Here is a 17,037-nt window from a genome sequence, read left to right as displayed (position 1 = left end):
GTCAGTCTTTCCAAAAAGCTTTCAGGAAAAGGGAATGCTGCGCTCAGCGCAGGCGCTGGCCGTCCTTGGCGAACAGCAAGGCGCGGTGGCGGGGGATGGCGACGGTGAGGCGGCGTTCCTCGGCCCATTGGCGGGAATCGTCGCGCTGGATGATCAGCGGTTCAGCGGAGGCGGTGCCGGCATAGACATAGGAGGTGGCGCCCAGATGCTCGGCCATGTCGACCTCGACAGTGAGATCGGCGTCGCCGCTGCCCGCCGGCCCGAAATGTTCGGGCCGGATGCCTATGGCGACGTCGCTGCCGGATGCCGGCGCCGAACCGGCGAGCGGCACGGCAAGGCGCGCGCCTTTCTGGTTGAGCAGTTCGACCGTCACGCTGCCCTGTTCCGCCGCGACGACGCGGCCCGCCAGGAAGTTCATCTTGGGGCTGCCCATGAAGCCGGCGACGAAGCGGTTGGCGGGATCCTCATAGAGCTCGAGCGGACGCCCGACCTGCTCGACATTGCCACCGCGCAGCACCACGATCTTGTCGGCCAGGGTCATCGCCTCGGTCTGGTCATGGGTGACGTAGATCATGGTCACGCCGAGTTCGCGGTGGAGTCTCGCGATCTCCACCCGCATCTGCACCCGCAATTCGGCGTCGAGATTCGACAGGGGCTCGTCGAACAGGAAGACCTTGGGATCGCGCACGATTGCCCGGCCAATCGCCACGCGCTGGCGCTGGCCGCCGGAGAGCTGCTTGGGCCGGCGCTGCATGAGATCGGTGATGCGCAGGATTTCGGCGGCCCGCTTGACCCGCCGGTCGGTATCGGCCTTGGGGTTGCCGTTCATCCTGAGGCCGAAGGAGAGGTTTCGCTCCACCGTCATATGCGGATAGAGGGCGTAGGACTGGAACACCATGGCGATGCCGCGATCGGCGGGCTCGACCTCGTTGACCACCTGGCCGCCGATGCTGATCTCGCCGCCGGAAATGTCCTCGAGCCCGGCGATCATGCGCAGCAAGGTGGATTTGCCGCAGCCCGAGGGGCCGACGAAGACCACGAATTCGCCGTCGGCGATATCGAGGTCGACGCCGTGGATGATCTCGAAATTGCCGAAGCGCTTGACCACGGAACGGAGCGTGAGGCCTGCCATGTCGGTCGCCCTTCTTTTGTTTATTTCACCGCGCCGGCGGCGATGCCGGCGATGAAGTGGCGCTGCAGGAGGAGGAAGACGGCCAGCATCGGAGCGGTCAGCAGCACGGCCCCGGCCATGATGCCGCCCCAGCTCACATTGGAGAGGCCGATCAGGCTGCCCAGCGCTACGGGCGCGGTGAACATCGCCTTGTCGCCGGCGATCAGGAGCGGCCACAGATAATTGTTCCAGCTCGTCAGGAAGAGGATGATGCAGAGCGCCGCCAGGGTCGGGCGCGCCAGCGGCAACGCCACGAACAGGAAGATGCGCCATTCCCTGACGCCTTCCACGCGCGCGGCATCGAAGAGTTCCGCCGGCATCATGGTGAAGGCCTGGCGCATGAACAGCACGCCCAGCGAATTGAACAGGGGCGGCACGATCAGGCCGAACCAGCTGTTGGCCATGCCGAGGTCGCGCGCCACCAGGATGAATTGCGGGATGATCACCACGAAGAAGGGCAGGGAGATCGTGCCCAGGATGATGGCGAGCACCACGCCCCGGCCGTGAAAGCGGTAGCGGGCAAGGGCCCAGCCGGCCATGGCCGTCAGTCCGGCCGAGAGCACGGTATAGGCGAGCCCGACCACGACGGAGACGGTCATGGCATGCAGGAAGTTGGTCGTCCGCTGCAGATTGGCGAGATTGTCGAGGAAATCGGTGCCGAACCAGAACGACAGGCCCGGCGCGTAGATGCCGTAATCGGGCATGGTGGCGAACACGCCCATCATCCAGAGCGGAAACAGCCAGACGAGGGCCATCGGCACGATCAGGGCGTGCAGGATGACGGCGTTGAGCCTTTGGCGGTTGGAGCGGGTCATCGCGGCTCCCTCGACAGGCGCAGCTGGACCAGCGAGACGATCACCGCGAGGGCCGCGATGGTGTAGGCGATGGCGGAGGCGTAGCCGACATTGCCGGAGAGGAAGGCCTGGCGGTAGAGCAGCAGGCCAAGCGTTTCCGTGGCCCCGCCCGGCCCGCCATGATTGGTGATCAGGAAGGGTTCGGTGAAGAGCTGCATGGTACCGGAGATCGAGAGGATGACGCAGAAGGTGATCACCGGCTTCAGGAGCGGCAGGGTGATGTGGAAGAACTGGCGGAGCTTGGAAACGCGGTCGAGCGTGGCCGCCTCATAGACGTCGCCCGGTATCGACTGCAGGCCGGCGAGGATGATGATGGCGTTGTAGCCTGTCCAGCGCCAGGTCAGGGCGATCATCACCAGCGCCAGCGCGGCCGTCGGATTGGAGAGCCAGTCGATCGCGGGCAGCCCGATCGAAGCGAGCAGCTTGTTCACCACGCCGAAATCCTGGGCGAAGATCAGGCGGAAGACGGCCGAATACGCGACCTCGCCCACCACGACGGGAGCGAAGAAGGCAAAGCGGAACAGGCCCCTGGCCTTGAGCAGGGGCGAATTGAGGAAGACGGCGATCACGGTGGCGAGACCGATCATCACCGGCACCTGGATGACCAGGATGATCAGCGTGTTCTTCAGGGCGTTGAAGAAGGCGGGATCGGAGATCAGCCGCCCCCAATTGGCCGCCGGCCTGAACACCCAGGGCGATACCCGCGTCTGATGCAGGGATATGATGAAGGAGGAGATGATCGGCCAGATCCAGAAGGCGAGGAAGATCGCCAGATAGGGCGTCAGGAAGCCATAGGCCGCGCGATTGTGCCGTTGCATCAGTGTTCTCCACGAGGGAGGGGGGATGACCGGAGGCCGAACGGAATGAGGCGCAACTTCCCTCCCCACGAAGCTGGGGAGGGTGGCCCGACGAAGTCGGGTCGGGAGGGGTCTGGCGGGCAATGCGATACCCTCTCAAGAGCTTGCACAACCGTGGTGCCACATGGTTATGCTTACCGCGCTGCCCGCCACACCCCATCCGTCATTGCTGCGCAATGACACCTTCCCCAGCTTCGTGGGGAAGGCGGGTCGCGCCTTTTCCTGCCTGGTTACAGGAAATCCTTCCGCTACTGCGCCACCGGCAACCCCGAGGCCGACGAGATCTGGTTGGCGGCATCGTCGAGCGCCGCCTTGGCATCGGGGTAGCCCCCGCCCAGGAATTTGGTCTGCACCGTCTTCAGCGCCGCCTCGGCATCGTTGAGGAAGGCGGTGCCGTGGGTCGACTTGATCTTCGGCAGGGTGGCGAGAATGTCGGTCCAGATCGCCTGGTTGCCCCAATAGGGCTGGCCCTGCTTCACATAGGGGTCCTCCAGCGCCGAGTTCAGCGAGGGCACCAAGCCATAGGCCTTGAGCATGGTGACTTGGCCTTCATCGGTGGAGAGGGCGTATTTGACGAAGGCGAAGGCCGCTTCCTTGTTTTTCGAGCCGGCCGGGATCGCCAGCGACGAGCCGCCGATATTGGCGGCGCGCGGGCCGTCCGCCGTCAGGCTCGGCATGCGGTAGACACCCCATTTGCCGGCGAGCTCGGGCGCGTTGGTGCGGATCGTGCCTTCGTACCAGCCGCCGAACATGATGGTGGCGACCTTGCCGGCCTTGAGGGCCTGGATCTTGTCGGACCAGCCGGCCGAGATGATGGTGCCCGTGTCCTTGAGTTGCTTGAGCTTGTCGTAGACGGCGATGCAAGCGGGGGCATTGACCGTGACGGCGCTCGCATCCGCGGAGAAATAGTTGCAGCCTTGCTCGTTGCCGACCATGCGGAACCATTCGGTGGTGCCGTCGCCGTCGAGGTCGGTCGCGCTCATGGTCACGCCGGGATTGGCGGCGGCGATCTTCTTGCCGGCGGCGACGAAATCATCCCAGGTCTTGATGCTTGCCGGGTCGACGCCGGCCTTTTCGTAGAAATCCCGCCGGTAATACATCACGACCGGGCCGGAATCCCAGGGCATGGCATAGGCGGCCTCGCCCTTTTCCAGTTCCGCCCGCTTGAAATCGGCGAACTTGCCGGCGATCTCCGGCGTATAGCCGAGCGGCTTGAGATCGGCGAAGCAGTCGGGAAACTGGTTCCAATAGCTCTCCGCCTTGTAGTTCTCGATCGAGACGACATCGGGCAGGCCCGCCCCGCCGGCGGCGCAGCCGGCCTGGGTCTTGGAGAAGACCTGGGCGTTGCCGAGATCCTCCACCGTGACCTTCACATTGGGATATTGCTTGTTGAAGCCTTCGATATTGGCTTTCAGCGAGGCGGCGGCGATATCCCAGCTCCAGACCCGGATTTCTCCCGATTGAGCCGAGGCGGCCGTGGCGTGAAGCCCCGCGGCGAGTGCCAGCGCGGCGCAGCCGATCGTCTTGCGCATTCCATTCCTCCCCTTTTCATTTGCTCTTGTGTGGCGGGAAGCTACTTTAGGCAGGCAGCACGGTCTGTCTGCGATAAAGGGAAGATGGACTTGCCTGAAAGTAAGATGCAGGAACGCTCCTATTATCAGCCGACGGCCAACAGCGTCGAAAACCTGCCGACGGTGCTGCAGACCTTCCACAATACGCCGCGCATCATGCTCTCGCCCCACTGGCACGCCCAGGTCGAGGTGAACTTCATCGTCCAGGGCTGGGTGCATTACCGCATGGCCGGCTACGAGCTCAGGCTGGCGGCGGGCGACATGGTGCTGTTCTGGGGTGGCCTGCCGCATCAGATGGACGATGCCTCCGACGACGCCATCTATGCCGGCGCGCATCTGCCGCTGGTGCATTTCTTCCGGCTGCGCCTGCCCCCGGAGGTGCCGGCCCGGCTGATGGCGGGTGCCACCCTGCTCATCCGCGAGACGGACCCTTCGGATGGCGCCAATTTCGCGCGCTGGAACGGCTACACACGCTCCGGCGATATGGTGCGTGCCCAACATGCGGTGAGCGAATTGCTGCTGCGGCTGGAGCGGGTGCGTTTCGAACCCTACGCCCTGGTGCCGAGCCTCGATGCCCATGTCGGCCAGGCTGGCGCCGCCGATCCGCAGGCGCTGCGCCATGTGCGCAGCCTGTGCGACTTCATCGCCGACAATTTCCTCGACGACATCGACAGCGCCGACATCGCGGCGGCCGCCGACCTCCATCCCAAATACGCCATGAGCCTGTTCAAGAAATGCACGGGCATGACGCTGAACGACTATGTCAGCCTGCTGCGCCTGTCCTATGCGCAGGCGCGCCTGATCAGCGGCGACGGCAACATCCTCAGCGTGGCGATGGAGTCGGGCTTCGGCTCCCTCTCGGGTTTCAACAAGAGCTTCCGCAGGATCGCCGGCATGTCGCCCTCCGATTTCCGCCGCAGCGGGCAGGGCGAATCCATCGCGTCATCCCGGACGCGCCGCGGCACGCAATGGTGCAGCTGAGATCCGGGACCGGGTTCCCGGGAAGGCGCTTTTTCTGTCTTGAGGTTCCCGGATCAAGCACTTGGTTTGGTCCGCCTGGGAGCCAACGGCTCATGCTGCATCGCGCACCGGAGGACCAAGGAGCCGATGCGCGCTCGCCAACCCCAAAATTCGTCAATTCACTTGAAATATTTGCCCTCTGTGGCGAAAAAATCACCTTTTCGTCACGATTGATATGTTAAGGAACGATCATCTGAGCGCCGCTTTATTGCCCCGCCGGTTATAGATTTTCACATTTCCGAGTTTTCCATGCCCCGTCCTGTTGCCGGCACGGCGCTGGAGCCTGCCGTGCGGCGGGAACCCCAGCCGTCCTTTGCCGAGTTTGTTCTCGTGATTGCCCTGATGATGGGGCTCAGTTCCCTCTCCATCGACAATCTCCTGCCAGCCTTCTCCGCCGTGCGGTCGGAATTCGGCATTGCCGACGCCAACCGCATGCAGCTGATCATCACCGCCTATATGGCGGGTTTTGCCATCATGCAGCTGGCCTGGGGGCCGATCTCCGATTCGATCGGACGCCGCAAGGTGCTGATGATCGGCCTGGGCATCTATACCGCCGGCACGCTCCTGGCGATCTTCGCCCCCAGCTACGAGGTGTTGCTGGCCGCCCGCGCCATCCAGGGCCTCGGCGCCGGTTCGGCCCGCGTGCTCTCCATCGCCATCGTGCGTGACCGCTACGAGGGCCGCGAGATGGCACGGGTGATGTCGCTCACCTTGATGATCTTCATCATCGTGCCGGTGATCGCACCGGCCACGGGCAGCGCCTTCCTGATGCTGGGCGACTGGCGCACCATTTTCATGAGCATGCTGGGCCTGGTGCTGGTGGTGGTGTTCTGGTTCGGCCTGCGCATGCCCGAGACGCTGCATCCCGAATATCGCCGGCCGCTGTCGCTGCCCGCCGTCGCCAGCGGCATGCGCCGGGTGGTGACCACGCGCGCCTCCTTCGCCAACATGCTGGCGATGGGGCTCGCCATGGGCTGCCTGATGACTTATCTCGGCTCGTCCCAGCAGATCTTCGAGACCGACATCTACAAGCTCGGCCCGCTCTTCCCGCTGGCCTTCGCGCTGATCGCGATCTGCATGGGCCTGGCCTCCTTCGCCAATTCCCGGCTGGTGAAGCGGCTCGGCATGCACCGGCTGTCACGCTTCGGCATGGTCGGCTTCTGGCTGATGGCGATGGTGCTGCTCGGTCTCGCCGTGCTGTTCCAGGGCCGGCCGCCGCTGATCTATTTCGGCATTGTCATGGGCGTGGCGCATTTCCTGCTCAGCCTGACCATGCCGAATTTCAACGCGCTGGCGATGGAACCGGTGGGCGACATCGCCGGCACCGCCTCCTCCTTCATCGGCTGCGTCACCACGCTGATGGGCGCGGTGATCGGGGCGGTGATCGGCGAAGCCTATGACGGCACCATCTTCCCGCTTGCCTGCGGCTATCTCGGCCTCTCCAGCCTGTGCATGCTGGTGCTGGTGTGGTCGAGCGAACGCGAGGCGGCGGCTGCGGCTCCGGCCGCGACCCCGGCGCTGGTGGCGGGGGAGTGAGGAACAGGCCTATCGAGGGAGCTGCCATGCCGGCGTGATCCCCGGTGAGCCAGCATTCGGGGCTTCAGGCGGCGCGGCGAGTGCCGCCTGGGCCTGCTGGATCTTCGCCATCACCATTGCGGCATCGGGAATCGCCTCGAACCGCGCCGGCTCGGGAGGGGGCGGGTCCTCATCCCGATCGAAATGACCGGGCCTGCCGTCCTGCGGCTTTTGGCGAAGCCAGCCCATGAGGTCGATCCAGACGCCGCCGATCCAAAAGCCGCCGGCCAGCAAGGAGTTGAGGCCGCCATCCGGGCCGAAGGTGATGGTGCCCAGGCCGTCGCGTCTTTGCGTGAGGGCGGTCTGCTGCAAGGTCCTGAGGTCGATCGACAGCACTTTTCGGCTGAAGAAGCCACCGATGATCAGGGCGCGGTGCGTGGTCAGGGCATAGACCATGTCCCGGCGCACATAGGCATCGATGAAAAAGCGCCCGACCAGCAAATAGACGCCAAGCGTGGCAAAGATCGCCAAGGCGGCCATCTCCACCGGATGCATCGTCCTGCCGCGGGCATCCCAGTAAGGCCTCAGGGCCATTCCGAGGAAGACAAGGCTGACGGGAATGGCGAGCCAGTCCGACTTCCTGAACATCAGACCTTCTTTCGGCTTGCCGGCCCACAGAAACTCTTCATTGCCCAGTAGCGGCGCCATTTCCTGAGGCATGGAAGGCGACAACAGATCCGACATGCAGTCTTTCTCCGATGCCAGTCGATCCGCACTGGCTGGGGCGTCGCAGAGGAGGAAGTGGAGAGGAAATCAGGATTCCCCGCACGCAGGTTTGGGTCGTCAGCTCGCCCGAGCGATCGGGTTCAGCAAGGCCGCCTGCGCGTCACGAATGCATGCCATCACCTTTGCGGCATTGGGAATGCCCTCGAATTGCGGTGGGGGCGGGGGCGAGGTCTGGTTGCCAAATCGAAGGCGGCCCCAGGTGGCATTCGAGCCGGTGCCGAAGGTCAAGGTGCCCTTGTCATCACCGGCAAGGGAAAGCGACATTTCCGGCAAGGTCCGCAGTTCGAGCGACGTAACGGTGCGCTTGAGAAGTCCGCCGACGATGAGCACGCGCTCATTGGTGACGACGTAGGCCGTTTTCCCTCGTTCCCACGCATCCGCGAAGAAGCGTCCGGCGATCAGGTAGAGACCGACCAGCACGAAGGGAATGCCCCAGAGCCTGAAGAAGAACGGGGCGCCGGACATCACCGCAGTGGTTTCCCAAAAGATGGCGAATCCACCCCACATCAAGCTGAATGGGATGAAGGCTGCATCCGAACTGCGCAGCATCAGGCCCTGCTTGGGCCTTCCACTCCAGAGAATGCGTTCGCGGTTGGTCAAGAGACGGGAGATTTCAGGCGGCAGAGATTGGAATGACATGCGAAATGCCTAGGCCGCAATACTTGTACATCGTTGATTTTACGCCTTTCCGTAGCGGTTTCAACTGAAACCGGATCGAGGCTCGACCCCCGACTCCATGCGAATTTTGTGCAGTGGCACATTGCGGAGCGTCGTGGCAGCAGGCAAACTAGTGCAAACCTTCTGCTCATTATTTTGCGCCACAGTGGCGGCATGAACGCTTCGCCGCCAATCCTCGTCGCTGCCTCCGACCTTGCCGCCGCCAAGGCGCAATGGCTTGCCTATCTCGCCGTCGAGCGGCGCATGAGCCCCAAGACGGTGGAAGCCTATGACCGCGACGTCACCTCATTCCTGCGATTCCTGACCGGCCATTTCGGCGAGCCGCCGGGATTGGATGACATCGCCTCCCTTGCACCTCGCGACGTCAGGGCCTTCCTGGCCGCGCGCCGGGCCGATGGGCTGAAGCCCCGCTCGCTGATGCGGGCGCTCGCGGCGACACGCGCTTTCGCCCGTTTCCTCGAACGCCAGGGCCATGGTGCCAGTGCGGCGCTGTCGGCCGTGCGCGGGCCCAAGCTGCCGCAGAGCCTGCCCAAGCCGCTCGCCCCCGAGGCCGCCCGCAAGGTGGCCTCGGCCGATACGCGCATGGGGGAGGCGCGCGAACCCTGGATCCTGGCGCGCGATGCTGCCGTGCTGGCGCTGTGCTACGGGGCGGGCTTGCGCATTTCCGAAGCGCTCGGCCTGACGCGCAAGGATGCGCCGGTCAGCGGGCGCGACAGTCTCACCGTCATCGGCAAGGGCAACAAGATGCGCTCGGTGCCCGTGATCGCGCCGGTGGCGCGGGCGGTGGAGGATTATCTGAAAATCCTACCCTTCCCGGGTGGGCCGGACGATCCACTCTTTGTGGGCGCACGCGGGGGGCCCCTGTCGCCCCGCATCATCCAATATGCCATGCAGCATCTGCGCGGTGCGCTCGGCCTGCCGGACAGCGCCACGCCCCATGCGCTGCGCCATTCCTTCGCCACCCATCTGCTGGGGCGCGGGGGGGACCTGCGTTCCATCCAGGAACTGCTCGGCCATGCGAGCCTGTCGACCACGCAGATCTACACCAAGGTCGATGCGACCGAATTGATGCGGGTCTACCAGTCGGCCCATCCGAGAGCGCGGGGATAAAGGGAAACCTCGGTAGGATTAAATCGTGCATTTGTGATAGAATCGCGCATCGGAGGTTCCCAAGCATGCGCTCGACCCAATCCCTCAGCATCACTCTGCCCCACGATATGGCGCAGATGGTGAAGCAAAAGGTCGCTTCGGGAGAATACGCGACCGAAAGCGAAGTTATTCGCGATGGCCTGCGTAGCTTACAGGCCCGCGATGCGGCGCTAGAAAAATGGCTGAGGGACGAGGTCGTCAAAAGCTATGACGAATATAGGGCCGATCCGACGCGTGCCATTGACGGCGCTGAGCTGAAACGCCGAATGGCGGCTCATTTGCGGGCTTTTCACGGCAAGTCGTCCTGATCTGCATGCCCCATCAGGTCAAGTTTACGCCGCGCGCGGAACGGCATCTTCGGGACTTGCAGCACTACATCGCGGCGGAGGCCGGACCTCAGACGGCCGGCAGGTATATCGAGCGGGTGATCGACTATTGCCTTAGGTTGGAGACCTTTCCTCTCCGGGGCACCCAGCGCGACGATCTTCGGGCAGGTCTGCGGGTTTTAGGCTTCGAACGTCGTGTGGCGATCGCCTTCTCGGTCGAAGATGCCGTGGTCGTCGTCCACGGCATCTTCTATGGGGGCCAGGATTTCGAGAGGCTTTGGCGCGACAAATCCTGAGCGTTCCGAAGGCGGGCTCCTTACAGCGCCGCTTCGACCATGATCTCGACGTCGAGGCCGGGGCCGGCGAGCTTGGCTTCCACCGTGGCGCGGGCCGGGGCCTGGCCGGCAACCACCCAAGCGTCCCAGGCCTCGTTCATCTCGGCCCAGGTGCCGATGTCGGTGAGCCAGATATTGGCCTTGATCACCTTGGTCTTGTCGGTACCGGCCTCACGCAGCGTCTCGTCGATCTGGGCGAGGATGTCGGCGGTCTGCTCCTTGACCGACTTGCCGACCGCGGTCTCGGCGACATAGCCGGACAGGTGGATCTTGTCGCCATGGATGACGGCGTCGCTCATGCGGTTGCCGGCGCCGATACGCTTCAGGGTCATGTCAGTCTCCAGTTTGTTGAGAGGATCACTCCGCGCGCGGCGGGCGCGACAGCAATTGCTTGATGGCCTGGTCGACGCTGGCCTTGCCGGCCACCAGAGCGGCGACCGCGGTGGCGATCGGCATGTCGACGTGCCTGTCCGCCGCCATGCGCGCCAGGATCGGGGCGGTCCAGACGCCCTCGGCCAGGCCGACATCGGCGATGGCCGTTTCCAGGCCGATGCCCTTGCCGAGCTCTTCGCCGAAGCGCCGGTTGCGCGAGCGCGAGGAGGTGCCGGTGAGGATGAGATCGCCGAGGCCGGACAGGCCTGCCAGCGTCTCCGGGCGGGCGCCGAAGGCAAGGCCGAAGCGCGTGAGTTCGGCGAAGCTGCGGGCGAGGAGGGCGGCCACCGTGCTCTCGCCGAAACCGCGCCCGGCGGCGATGCCGGCCGCGATGGCCAGCACGTTCTTGGCAGCCCCGCCGATCTCCACGCCCCGCATATCGTCCGTGTGGTAGAGCCGGAAGGTCGGCGACCCGATGGTCCTGGCAAGACGCTCGCCGAGGGAGCCGTCGGCGCAGGCCAGCGTCAGGGCCGTCGGATAGGCCTTGGCGATGTCGGCGGCAAAGCCCGGCCCGGAGAGCACGGCAGGAACGCAGCCCGGCAGGATCTCGGCGGCGATCTGCGAGACGAATTCACCGCTGGAGCGCTCGATGCCCTTGGCAGCCAGGATGAGCGGCGTATTGGCCGCGACCGTGCCGGCCAGCCGCCCGCAGACGTCGCGCAGGGCCTGGGTCGGCACCGCCAGGATCAGGGCATCGGCGCGCGCGGCCTCGGCAAGATCGGCGGTGGGATGGATGGCTTCGGGCAGGCCGACGCCATCGAGCCTCGGCAGCCGGCGCGTCTGTGCCAACTCGGCCATGGCCGTTGCATCACGGCCCCACAGGCCGACATGGCGGCCGGCCCGTGCGGCCGCACAGGCGAGCGCGGCACCGAAAGCGCCGGCGCCGATCACCCCGATGCTCTTGAAGCCGGAGCCGCTCAAGCCAGAAACACTCAAGCTTTCGCCCCCTTGCCAACGCCGGCCTTGCCGAGGCCCTGCTTGCCCGCGCCCGGTGCGTTGGGATCGAGCGGCCAGCGCGCCCTGGGACTTACGTCGAGGCCGTCGGTGATGCCGGCCGAGAGGCGCTCGGCGCCCGCCCAGGCGATCATGGCGCCATTGTCGGTGCACAAAGCGGCCGGCGGCATCACGATGCGCAGGCCCGTTTCCGCGCCGAGGCGCTGCAGCCCGCGCCGGATGGCGAGATTGGCGGCAACGCCGCCCGCGATCACCAGGGCGCTGGGGGACTGTCCGGCGGTTTCGCGGAATCGTCGCAGACCCACGCGCGTGCGGTCGACCACCATGTCCACCACCGCCGCCTGGAAGGAGGCGCAGAGGTCGCGGATATCCTTGGCGGCGAGCGGCGCCAGCCTTTCGGCTTCGAGCCGGACCGCCGTCTTCAGGCCCGACAGCGAGAAATTCGGATCCGGCCGTCCCTGCAGCGGCCGGGGAAAGGCGAAGCGGGCGGCATCGCCGCTCATCGCCTGCGCCTCGACGGCGGGGCCGCCGGGATAGCCCAGCCCCAGCATCTTGGCGGTCTTGTCGAAGGCCTCGCCGATGGCGTCGTCGATGGTGGTGCCGAGCCGGACATAGTCGCCGAGGCCACGCACGGCCAGAAGCTGGGTGTGTCCGCCGGAAGCGAGCAGCAGCAGATAGGGGAAGGTGACCTGGTCGGTGAGGCGCGGGGTCAGCGCATGCGCCTCCAGATGGTTGACCGCGACCAGCGGCTTGCCGAGTGAAAGCGCCAGGGCCTTGGCGGTGGTGAGGCCGACGATCACCCCGCCGATCAGGCCAGGCCCGGCGGCGGCGGCGATGCCGTCGAGCCTGTCGAAGCGGACATTGGCCTCTTCCAGGGCCTGTTCGATGATGTGGTCGAGCACCTCGACATGCGCGCGCGCGGCGATTTCCGGCACCACCCCGCCATAGGCGGCGTGCTCGGCGATCTGCGACAGCACGACATTGGACAGAATCTCGCCCTCGCCGTCCTCATTGCGTGCGACGATGGCGGCGGAGGTTTCGTCGCAGGTGGTTTCGATGCCGAGAACGAGCATGGGACGGGCGGGTACCTGGGCGGCTTGCGATGGATGGATCACCAACAATCGCAAGGACGCGTTGCAAGAGAGAGCCACAGCAAAGAAGCGCTTGCGCCGAAACGCGCCTTTGCTTTTGGAGTTGATGGCCCACCCTATAGCACGATCCGCTCGCCGGGATAGGGGCGAGGGCATGCCGGCCGAGCACGGGAGGCTCCCGTTTCAGCCGTGCCAGTGCGAGCAGCGGATCACCGAGCAGAAATTGCCTCGCTGGAAATGAGGCTCCTTGTCGGCGATCACGTCCGCCTTGACGTTGCCGAAGGTCGTCTGGGGCTTGTGCCGGATGCCGTCATAGAAGGCCTGGATGATGTCCTCCTTGAAATGCGGCGTGCGTGGATGGGCACCGACCACGGCCTCGCGTTCGGCCTCGCCATAGTGGTCATAAGTCAAGCCGAGCACGTCCATCTCGACGCCCGCCGTCACCAGGGCGACGACGGGGTGCATGTGCTCGGGAATGCCTGGCGTGGTGTGCAGCGCGATCGCCGCCCAGACGAGGTCGATGTCGGCAGGATTGATGCCGCGGCTCGACAGGAAGTCGCGGGCGGCATTGGCACCGTCGACCTCGAAACGCTCGGTCGCGCTGCTATGGGCTGGCATCAGCCCGAGATCGTGGAACATGGCGCCGGCATAGAGGAGCTCGGGATCGAAGGTCAGCCCGCGGCGCTTGCCGGCCAGGGCGCCGAAATAGAAGACCCGGCTGGAATGGTGGAACAGGAGCGGGGTTTCGGTGTCGCGGATGAAGGCGGTGATGTCCCGGCACAGGCGGCTGTCCGGGATTTCGATGCCTGAAATGGCGGTCATTTCGGTCTCTCCAGTGGATTTCACTGGCGCAGAGCCTAGGTCCGCCCTAGATCTGTCTTCAATCGATGTATTACGCCGATTTATGCCAAAACCGGTTGCAAGCGGACGCCCATGCCAGGAATGCCGATGTCTGGGGACGAGACCAAGACCATTGCGATACTGGCCCTGCAGGGCGTCCAGCTGCTCGACGTATCCGGGCCGATGGACGTCTTTGCCGAGGCCAATACGCAGGCCGGCCGGGAGGTCTATCGCCTTCTTGTCGCATCGAGAAGCGATGAAGCGATCCGCAGTTCCTCGGGTGCCCGCCTGCTGCCGGACATCGTGATCGGGGCGGATGGCGGCGAGCCCGTCGATACGCTTCTCGTTGCCGGCAGCCCCAACGCAGCGGTGACCGTGCCCGATGCCGCCGTGCTCGCCTGGCTGAAGCGGATGGCTGCCACGACGCGGCGCTATGGGTCGGTCTGCGCCGGAGCCTTCGTCTTGGCCGCTGCCGGGTTGCTGGCGGGCCGGCGCGTAGCCACCCATTGGGCCGTGGCGGATCGTCTGGCCCGGGCCTATCCCGACATTGCCGTGGAGCCCGACGCCATCCATGTCCGCGACGGGCGGCTGCGCACCGCGGCCGGCGTGACGGCCGGGCTCGACCTTGCCCTGGCCCTGGTCGAGGAGGATCTGGGACGGGAAATCGCCATGCGCGTCGCTGCGCAACTGGTGATGTTCTTCAAGCGTCCCGGCGGCCAGATGCAGTTCAGCCGCCGCGAGGAAGCCCTTCCCGCAGGACGCTCGGCGCTGCAGGAGCTCCAGCGCTGGGTGGCCGCCAATCCTGCCGAGCGCCACAGCATCGCCAGCATGGCCAGGCGCCTCAATCTGAGCCCGCGTCACTTCGCCCGGCTCTTCGCCATGGAGGTCGGCGTGACGCCGGCGAGTTGGGTTGAGGCGGCGCGCGTCTCCGCGGCCCGGCGCCTGCTGGAGACAGGTCGAAGCCCGCCCAAACAGGTAGCGGCGGCGTGTGGATTCGCCAATGCCGATGTGCTGCGCCGGGCCTTCATGCGGCATGTCGGCGTCACGCCCGCCGATTATCGCAGGCGCTTCACGCCGGAGGACTGATCGGCATCTTCGGCCATTGCGGGGGAAAACGCCGGCGAAGGTTTGCCTGGCTGCTGCCCGAAACGCTAAACGTTTCACCACTGCCGGATCATTGAGTCGGCGAGAAAGGGGGAAACATGGGCGAACAATTCGACATGTTTCGGACCGAGGCGCTTCCGGAAAGGCAGCCGGCCCGGGCCAAGCGCGCCGCTCCGGCACCGGCCCGCCGGCATGAGGTGCTCGACGAGGCCGCCCTGGTGAGCATGCTCGAAGCCACCGGCCGTTACCGTATCCTGCGCAGGCTGGAGCCCCGCTCCATCGTTCCGCGGGACAAGAGCCGGTTTCCGTGCCTGGCGGTGATCGTCGATACCGAGACGACCGGCCTCGACCACGAAAAGAACGAGATCATCGAGCTCGGCATGGTGGCGGTCACCTATGATCCCGCCGGGCAGGTCGGCGACGTCGTCGGCATCTTCAATGCCCTGCGCCAGCCCAGGGAACCAATCCCGCCCGAGATCACCAGGCTGACCGGCATCACCGACGCCATGGTGGCGGGCAAGACGATCTCGACGGCGGAGGTCGAAGCTTTCATCGAGCCCGCGGACCTGGTCATTGCCCATAATGCGCGGTTCGATCGTCCCTTCTGCGAGCGTTTCACGCCGGGCTTCGCACCCAAGCCCTGGGCCTGCTCGAATGTGGAGATTGCCTGGTCCGACCGTGGCTTCGAGGGCACAAAGCTCGGCTATCTCCTGGGGCAGTCGGGCTATTTCCACAACGGGCATCGGGCCGTCGACGATTGCCATGCGTTGCTGGAGGTGCTCGCACGCCCAAACGGGCCGGGCGGGACCGCGCCGTTCGCCGAGCTCCTCAAGGCGTCGGAACGCGCCCGTATCCGAATTTGGGCGACCAACAGTCCCTTCGACATGAAGGAGCGACTCAAGGCGCGCGGCTATCGCTGGAACGACGGCAGCAACGGCCAGCCCAAGAGCTGGTGGACCGAGGTCGACGAGGCGGATGCGGAGGCGGAATTGAAATTCCTTCGCGCCGAGATCTATCAATGGCCGGAAGCGAGGCCCCTGACGCAGCGCCTGGCCGCCACGGATCGGTTCAAGGCCTAGAGCATTTTCCAGAAAAGTCGATAGACTTTTCGATTAAGAAAGCGTATCAAAACAAAGAGTTAGATCTCACTTTGCTCTAGCCGGGCGGCAAGGTTGCGAAGTGTTTCTGCGCTCTTCGGCGAGGTTGTGCCGCCCCTCACCCTTACCCGCTCCCCGTGATACGGGGCGAGGGTAAGGGTGAGGGGCGGCACAACGCTACCCTATCGAGCGAGTCCGGTATTACCAGAGCCGGCTCAGGCCGCCAGATTGTGCCGGAACCAGGAGACGGCGCTGCCCACGATGGTGTCGATCTCGCGGTGCTGGGGATGCCAGCCCAGCAATTCGGCGGCCTTGGTGGCGGCGGCATAGAGGCTGGCGGGGTCGCCGGGCCGCCGCGGCTGGAAACGGATGTCGAGCTTGCGGCCGGTGCAGCGCTGCACCGCCTCGAGGATCTCGATCACCGAGGTGCCGATGCCGGTGCCGAGATTGAAGGCCGAGCTTTCGCCGCCTGCCTTGAGATAGTCGATGGCGCGCACATGCGCGTCGGCGATGTCGGCGACATGCACATAGTCGCGGACTGCCGAGCCGTCCGGCGTGGGGTAGTCCCGGCCCAGCACATTGAAGACGGGCCGATGGCTGAGGGCGGCCTGGATGGCCAGCGGAATGACATGGGTTTCCGGCTCGTGCCTTTCGCCCAGCTCGCCGTCGAGGTCCGCGCCGGCGGCATTGAAATAGCGCATCGCAGCCCATTTCAGGCCGTAGGCGGTGCCGTAATCGGCCAGGGCATGCTCCACCGCCAGCTTGGTCGCCCCATAGGGGCTGATCGGGTTGCGCGGTGCGTTTTCCAGGATCGGCAGGCAGGTGGGAATACCATAGGTGGCGCAGGTCGAGGACAGGATGAAGGTCTCGATCTCGTTCAGGCGCACGGCCTCGAGCAGGGTCAACGATCCCATGACATTGTTGGAATAATATTTGGCGGGATCGGCGACCGACTCGCCCACCGTCGAGCTGGCCGCGAAATGCATCACCACTTCGGGCTTGTATTGGGTGATCACCTTGTTGAGAAAGGCGCTGTTGCGGATGTCTCCGACTTCCAGCGGCCCCCATTTCACCGCGTCGGCGTGGCCCAGGGAAAGATTGTCGACGACGACGGGGTCGTAACCTGCCAGAGCCAGGGCCTTGCAGGCGTGGCTGCCGATATAGCCGGCGCCACCAGTTACCAGAACACGAGTCATGTTGGTTCCCATACTTGCCGGGGCTCAATCGAACCGGTCCCGCGTATCGGGACTTCTTATC

18 protein-coding genes are annotated in these 17,037 nt (G+C 65.2%); 7 read left to right on the top strand and 11 right to left on the bottom strand.

Annotated features, from left to right (window positions below):
- Nucleotides 1–43 precede the first annotated feature (43 nt).
- The 4 genes from C5L14_RS18950 to C5L14_RS18935 form a co-directional block, all read right to left on the bottom strand.
- A complete protein-coding gene (locus C5L14_RS18950; protein ID WP_105863605.1) occupies nt 44–1,132 on the bottom strand; it encodes an ABC transporter ATP-binding protein in 1,089 nt (362 codons plus the stop codon).
- A 20-nt stretch (nt 1,133–1,152) separates the two neighbouring features.
- Nucleotides 1,153–1,986: a carbohydrate ABC transporter permease gene (locus tag C5L14_RS18945; protein WP_105863604.1), complete on the bottom strand. Its 834-nt coding sequence runs from the start codon at nt 1,984–1,986 to the stop codon at nt 1,153–1,155.
- The gene (locus C5L14_RS18940) at nt 1,983–2,843 is read right to left on the bottom strand and encodes a carbohydrate ABC transporter permease (protein WP_105863603.1); all 861 of its coding nucleotides are present in this window, start codon (nt 2,841–2,843) and stop codon (nt 1,983–1,985) included. The genes C5L14_RS18945 and C5L14_RS18940 overlap by 4 nt, the downstream gene beginning before the upstream one ends.
- A gap of 287 nt (nt 2,844–3,130) precedes the next feature.
- Entirely contained in the window at nt 3,131–4,414 is a 1,284-nt protein-coding gene (locus C5L14_RS18935; protein WP_105863602.1) for an extracellular solute-binding protein, read from the bottom strand.
- 84 nt (nt 4,415–4,498) lie between these two features.
- Between C5L14_RS18935 and C5L14_RS18930 the strand changes: the two genes are divergently transcribed.
- Both C5L14_RS18930 and C5L14_RS18925 read left to right on the top strand, forming a co-directional pair.
- Nucleotides 4,499–5,434, top strand: coding sequence for a helix-turn-helix domain-containing protein (locus C5L14_RS18930; protein ID WP_245197258.1), 936 nt, complete (start codon nt 4,499–4,501; stop codon nt 5,432–5,434).
- A gap of 288 nt (nt 5,435–5,722) precedes the next feature.
- Entirely contained in the window at nt 5,723–7,009 is a 1,287-nt protein-coding gene (locus tag C5L14_RS18925; protein ID WP_105863600.1) for a multidrug effflux MFS transporter, read from the top strand.
- Nucleotides 7,010–7,018: 9 nt separating this feature from the next.
- Here C5L14_RS18925 and C5L14_RS18920 read toward each other — a convergent pair whose 3' ends face one another.
- Both C5L14_RS18920 and C5L14_RS18915 read right to left on the bottom strand, forming a co-directional pair.
- Nucleotides 7,019–7,732, bottom strand: coding sequence for a PH domain-containing protein (locus tag C5L14_RS18920; RefSeq protein WP_105863599.1), 714 nt, complete (start codon nt 7,730–7,732; stop codon nt 7,019–7,021).
- A gap of 99 nt (nt 7,733–7,831) precedes the next feature.
- The gene (locus C5L14_RS18915) at nt 7,832–8,323 is read right to left on the bottom strand and encodes a PH domain-containing protein (protein WP_146126955.1); all 492 of its coding nucleotides are present in this window, start codon (nt 8,321–8,323) and stop codon (nt 7,832–7,834) included.
- Between the two features lie 282 nt (nt 8,324–8,605).
- On the opposite strand from C5L14_RS18915, the gene C5L14_RS18910 reads away from it, so the two are divergent.
- From C5L14_RS18910 to C5L14_RS18900, 3 genes are all read left to right on the top strand, one after another.
- A complete protein-coding gene (locus C5L14_RS18910; RefSeq protein ID WP_105863597.1) occupies nt 8,606–9,562 on the top strand; it encodes a tyrosine recombinase XerC in 957 nt (318 codons plus the stop codon).
- 65 nt (nt 9,563–9,627) lie between these two features.
- Nucleotides 9,628–9,909 carry a type II toxin-antitoxin system ParD family antitoxin gene (locus C5L14_RS18905; protein ID WP_105863596.1) on the top strand — a complete coding sequence of 94 codons (282 nt, stop codon included), beginning with the start codon at nt 9,628–9,630 and terminating at the stop codon, nt 9,907–9,909.
- 5 nt (nt 9,910–9,914) lie between these two features.
- Nucleotides 9,915–10,223 (top strand): type II toxin-antitoxin system RelE/ParE family toxin, encoded by a 309-nt coding sequence (locus tag C5L14_RS18900; protein WP_105863595.1) that lies wholly within the window; start codon nt 9,915–9,917, stop codon nt 10,221–10,223.
- A 20-nt stretch (nt 10,224–10,243) separates the two neighbouring features.
- On the opposite strand, the gene C5L14_RS18895 is transcribed toward C5L14_RS18900, so the two are convergent.
- The 4 genes from C5L14_RS18895 to C5L14_RS18880 form a co-directional block, all read right to left on the bottom strand.
- Entirely contained in the window at nt 10,244–10,594 is a 351-nt protein-coding gene (locus C5L14_RS18895; protein ID WP_105863594.1) for a RidA family protein, read from the bottom strand.
- 25 nt (nt 10,595–10,619) lie between these two features.
- Complete coding sequence (locus tag C5L14_RS18890; RefSeq protein ID WP_245443428.1) at nt 10,620–11,630, bottom strand: NAD(P)H-dependent glycerol-3-phosphate dehydrogenase; 1,011 nt, start codon at nt 11,628–11,630, stop codon at nt 10,620–10,622.
- Nucleotides 11,627–12,721 carry a tRNA (adenosine(37)-N6)-threonylcarbamoyltransferase complex transferase subunit TsaD gene (tsaD, locus tag C5L14_RS18885; RefSeq protein ID WP_105863592.1) on the bottom strand — a complete coding sequence of 365 codons (1,095 nt, stop codon included), beginning with the start codon at nt 12,719–12,721 and terminating at the stop codon, nt 11,627–11,629. The genes C5L14_RS18890 and tsaD overlap by 4 nt, the downstream gene beginning before the upstream one ends.
- A 201-nt stretch (nt 12,722–12,922) precedes the next feature.
- Complete coding sequence (locus C5L14_RS18880; protein ID WP_105863591.1) at nt 12,923–13,561, bottom strand: HD domain-containing protein; 639 nt, start codon at nt 13,559–13,561, stop codon at nt 12,923–12,925.
- A gap of 126 nt (nt 13,562–13,687) precedes the next feature.
- Here C5L14_RS18880 and C5L14_RS18875 point away from each other — a divergent pair, with 126 nt between their 5' ends.
- Nucleotides 13,688–14,665, top strand: coding sequence for a GlxA family transcriptional regulator (locus C5L14_RS18875; protein ID WP_210203258.1), 978 nt, complete (start codon nt 13,688–13,690; stop codon nt 14,663–14,665).
- Nucleotides 14,666–14,781: 116 nt separating this feature from the next.
- Nucleotides 14,782–15,762 (top strand): 3'-5' exonuclease, encoded by a 981-nt coding sequence (locus C5L14_RS18870; RefSeq protein ID WP_105863589.1) that lies wholly within the window; start codon nt 14,782–14,784, stop codon nt 15,760–15,762.
- Between the two features lie 233 nt (nt 15,763–15,995).
- On the opposite strand, the gene galE is transcribed toward C5L14_RS18870, so the two are convergent.
- Complete coding sequence (gene galE, locus C5L14_RS18865) at nt 15,996–16,976, bottom strand: UDP-glucose 4-epimerase GalE (RefSeq protein WP_105863672.1); 981 nt, start codon at nt 16,974–16,976, stop codon at nt 15,996–15,998.
- Nucleotides 16,977–17,037 lie beyond the last annotated feature (61 nt).

Origin of the sequence: Labrys okinawensis, assembly GCF_002982075.1 — a bacterium.
Lineage (GTDB): Bacteria > Pseudomonadota > Alphaproteobacteria > Rhizobiales > Labraceae > Labrys > Labrys okinawensis_A.
This window is presented reverse-complemented; position numbering and strand designations above follow the sequence as displayed.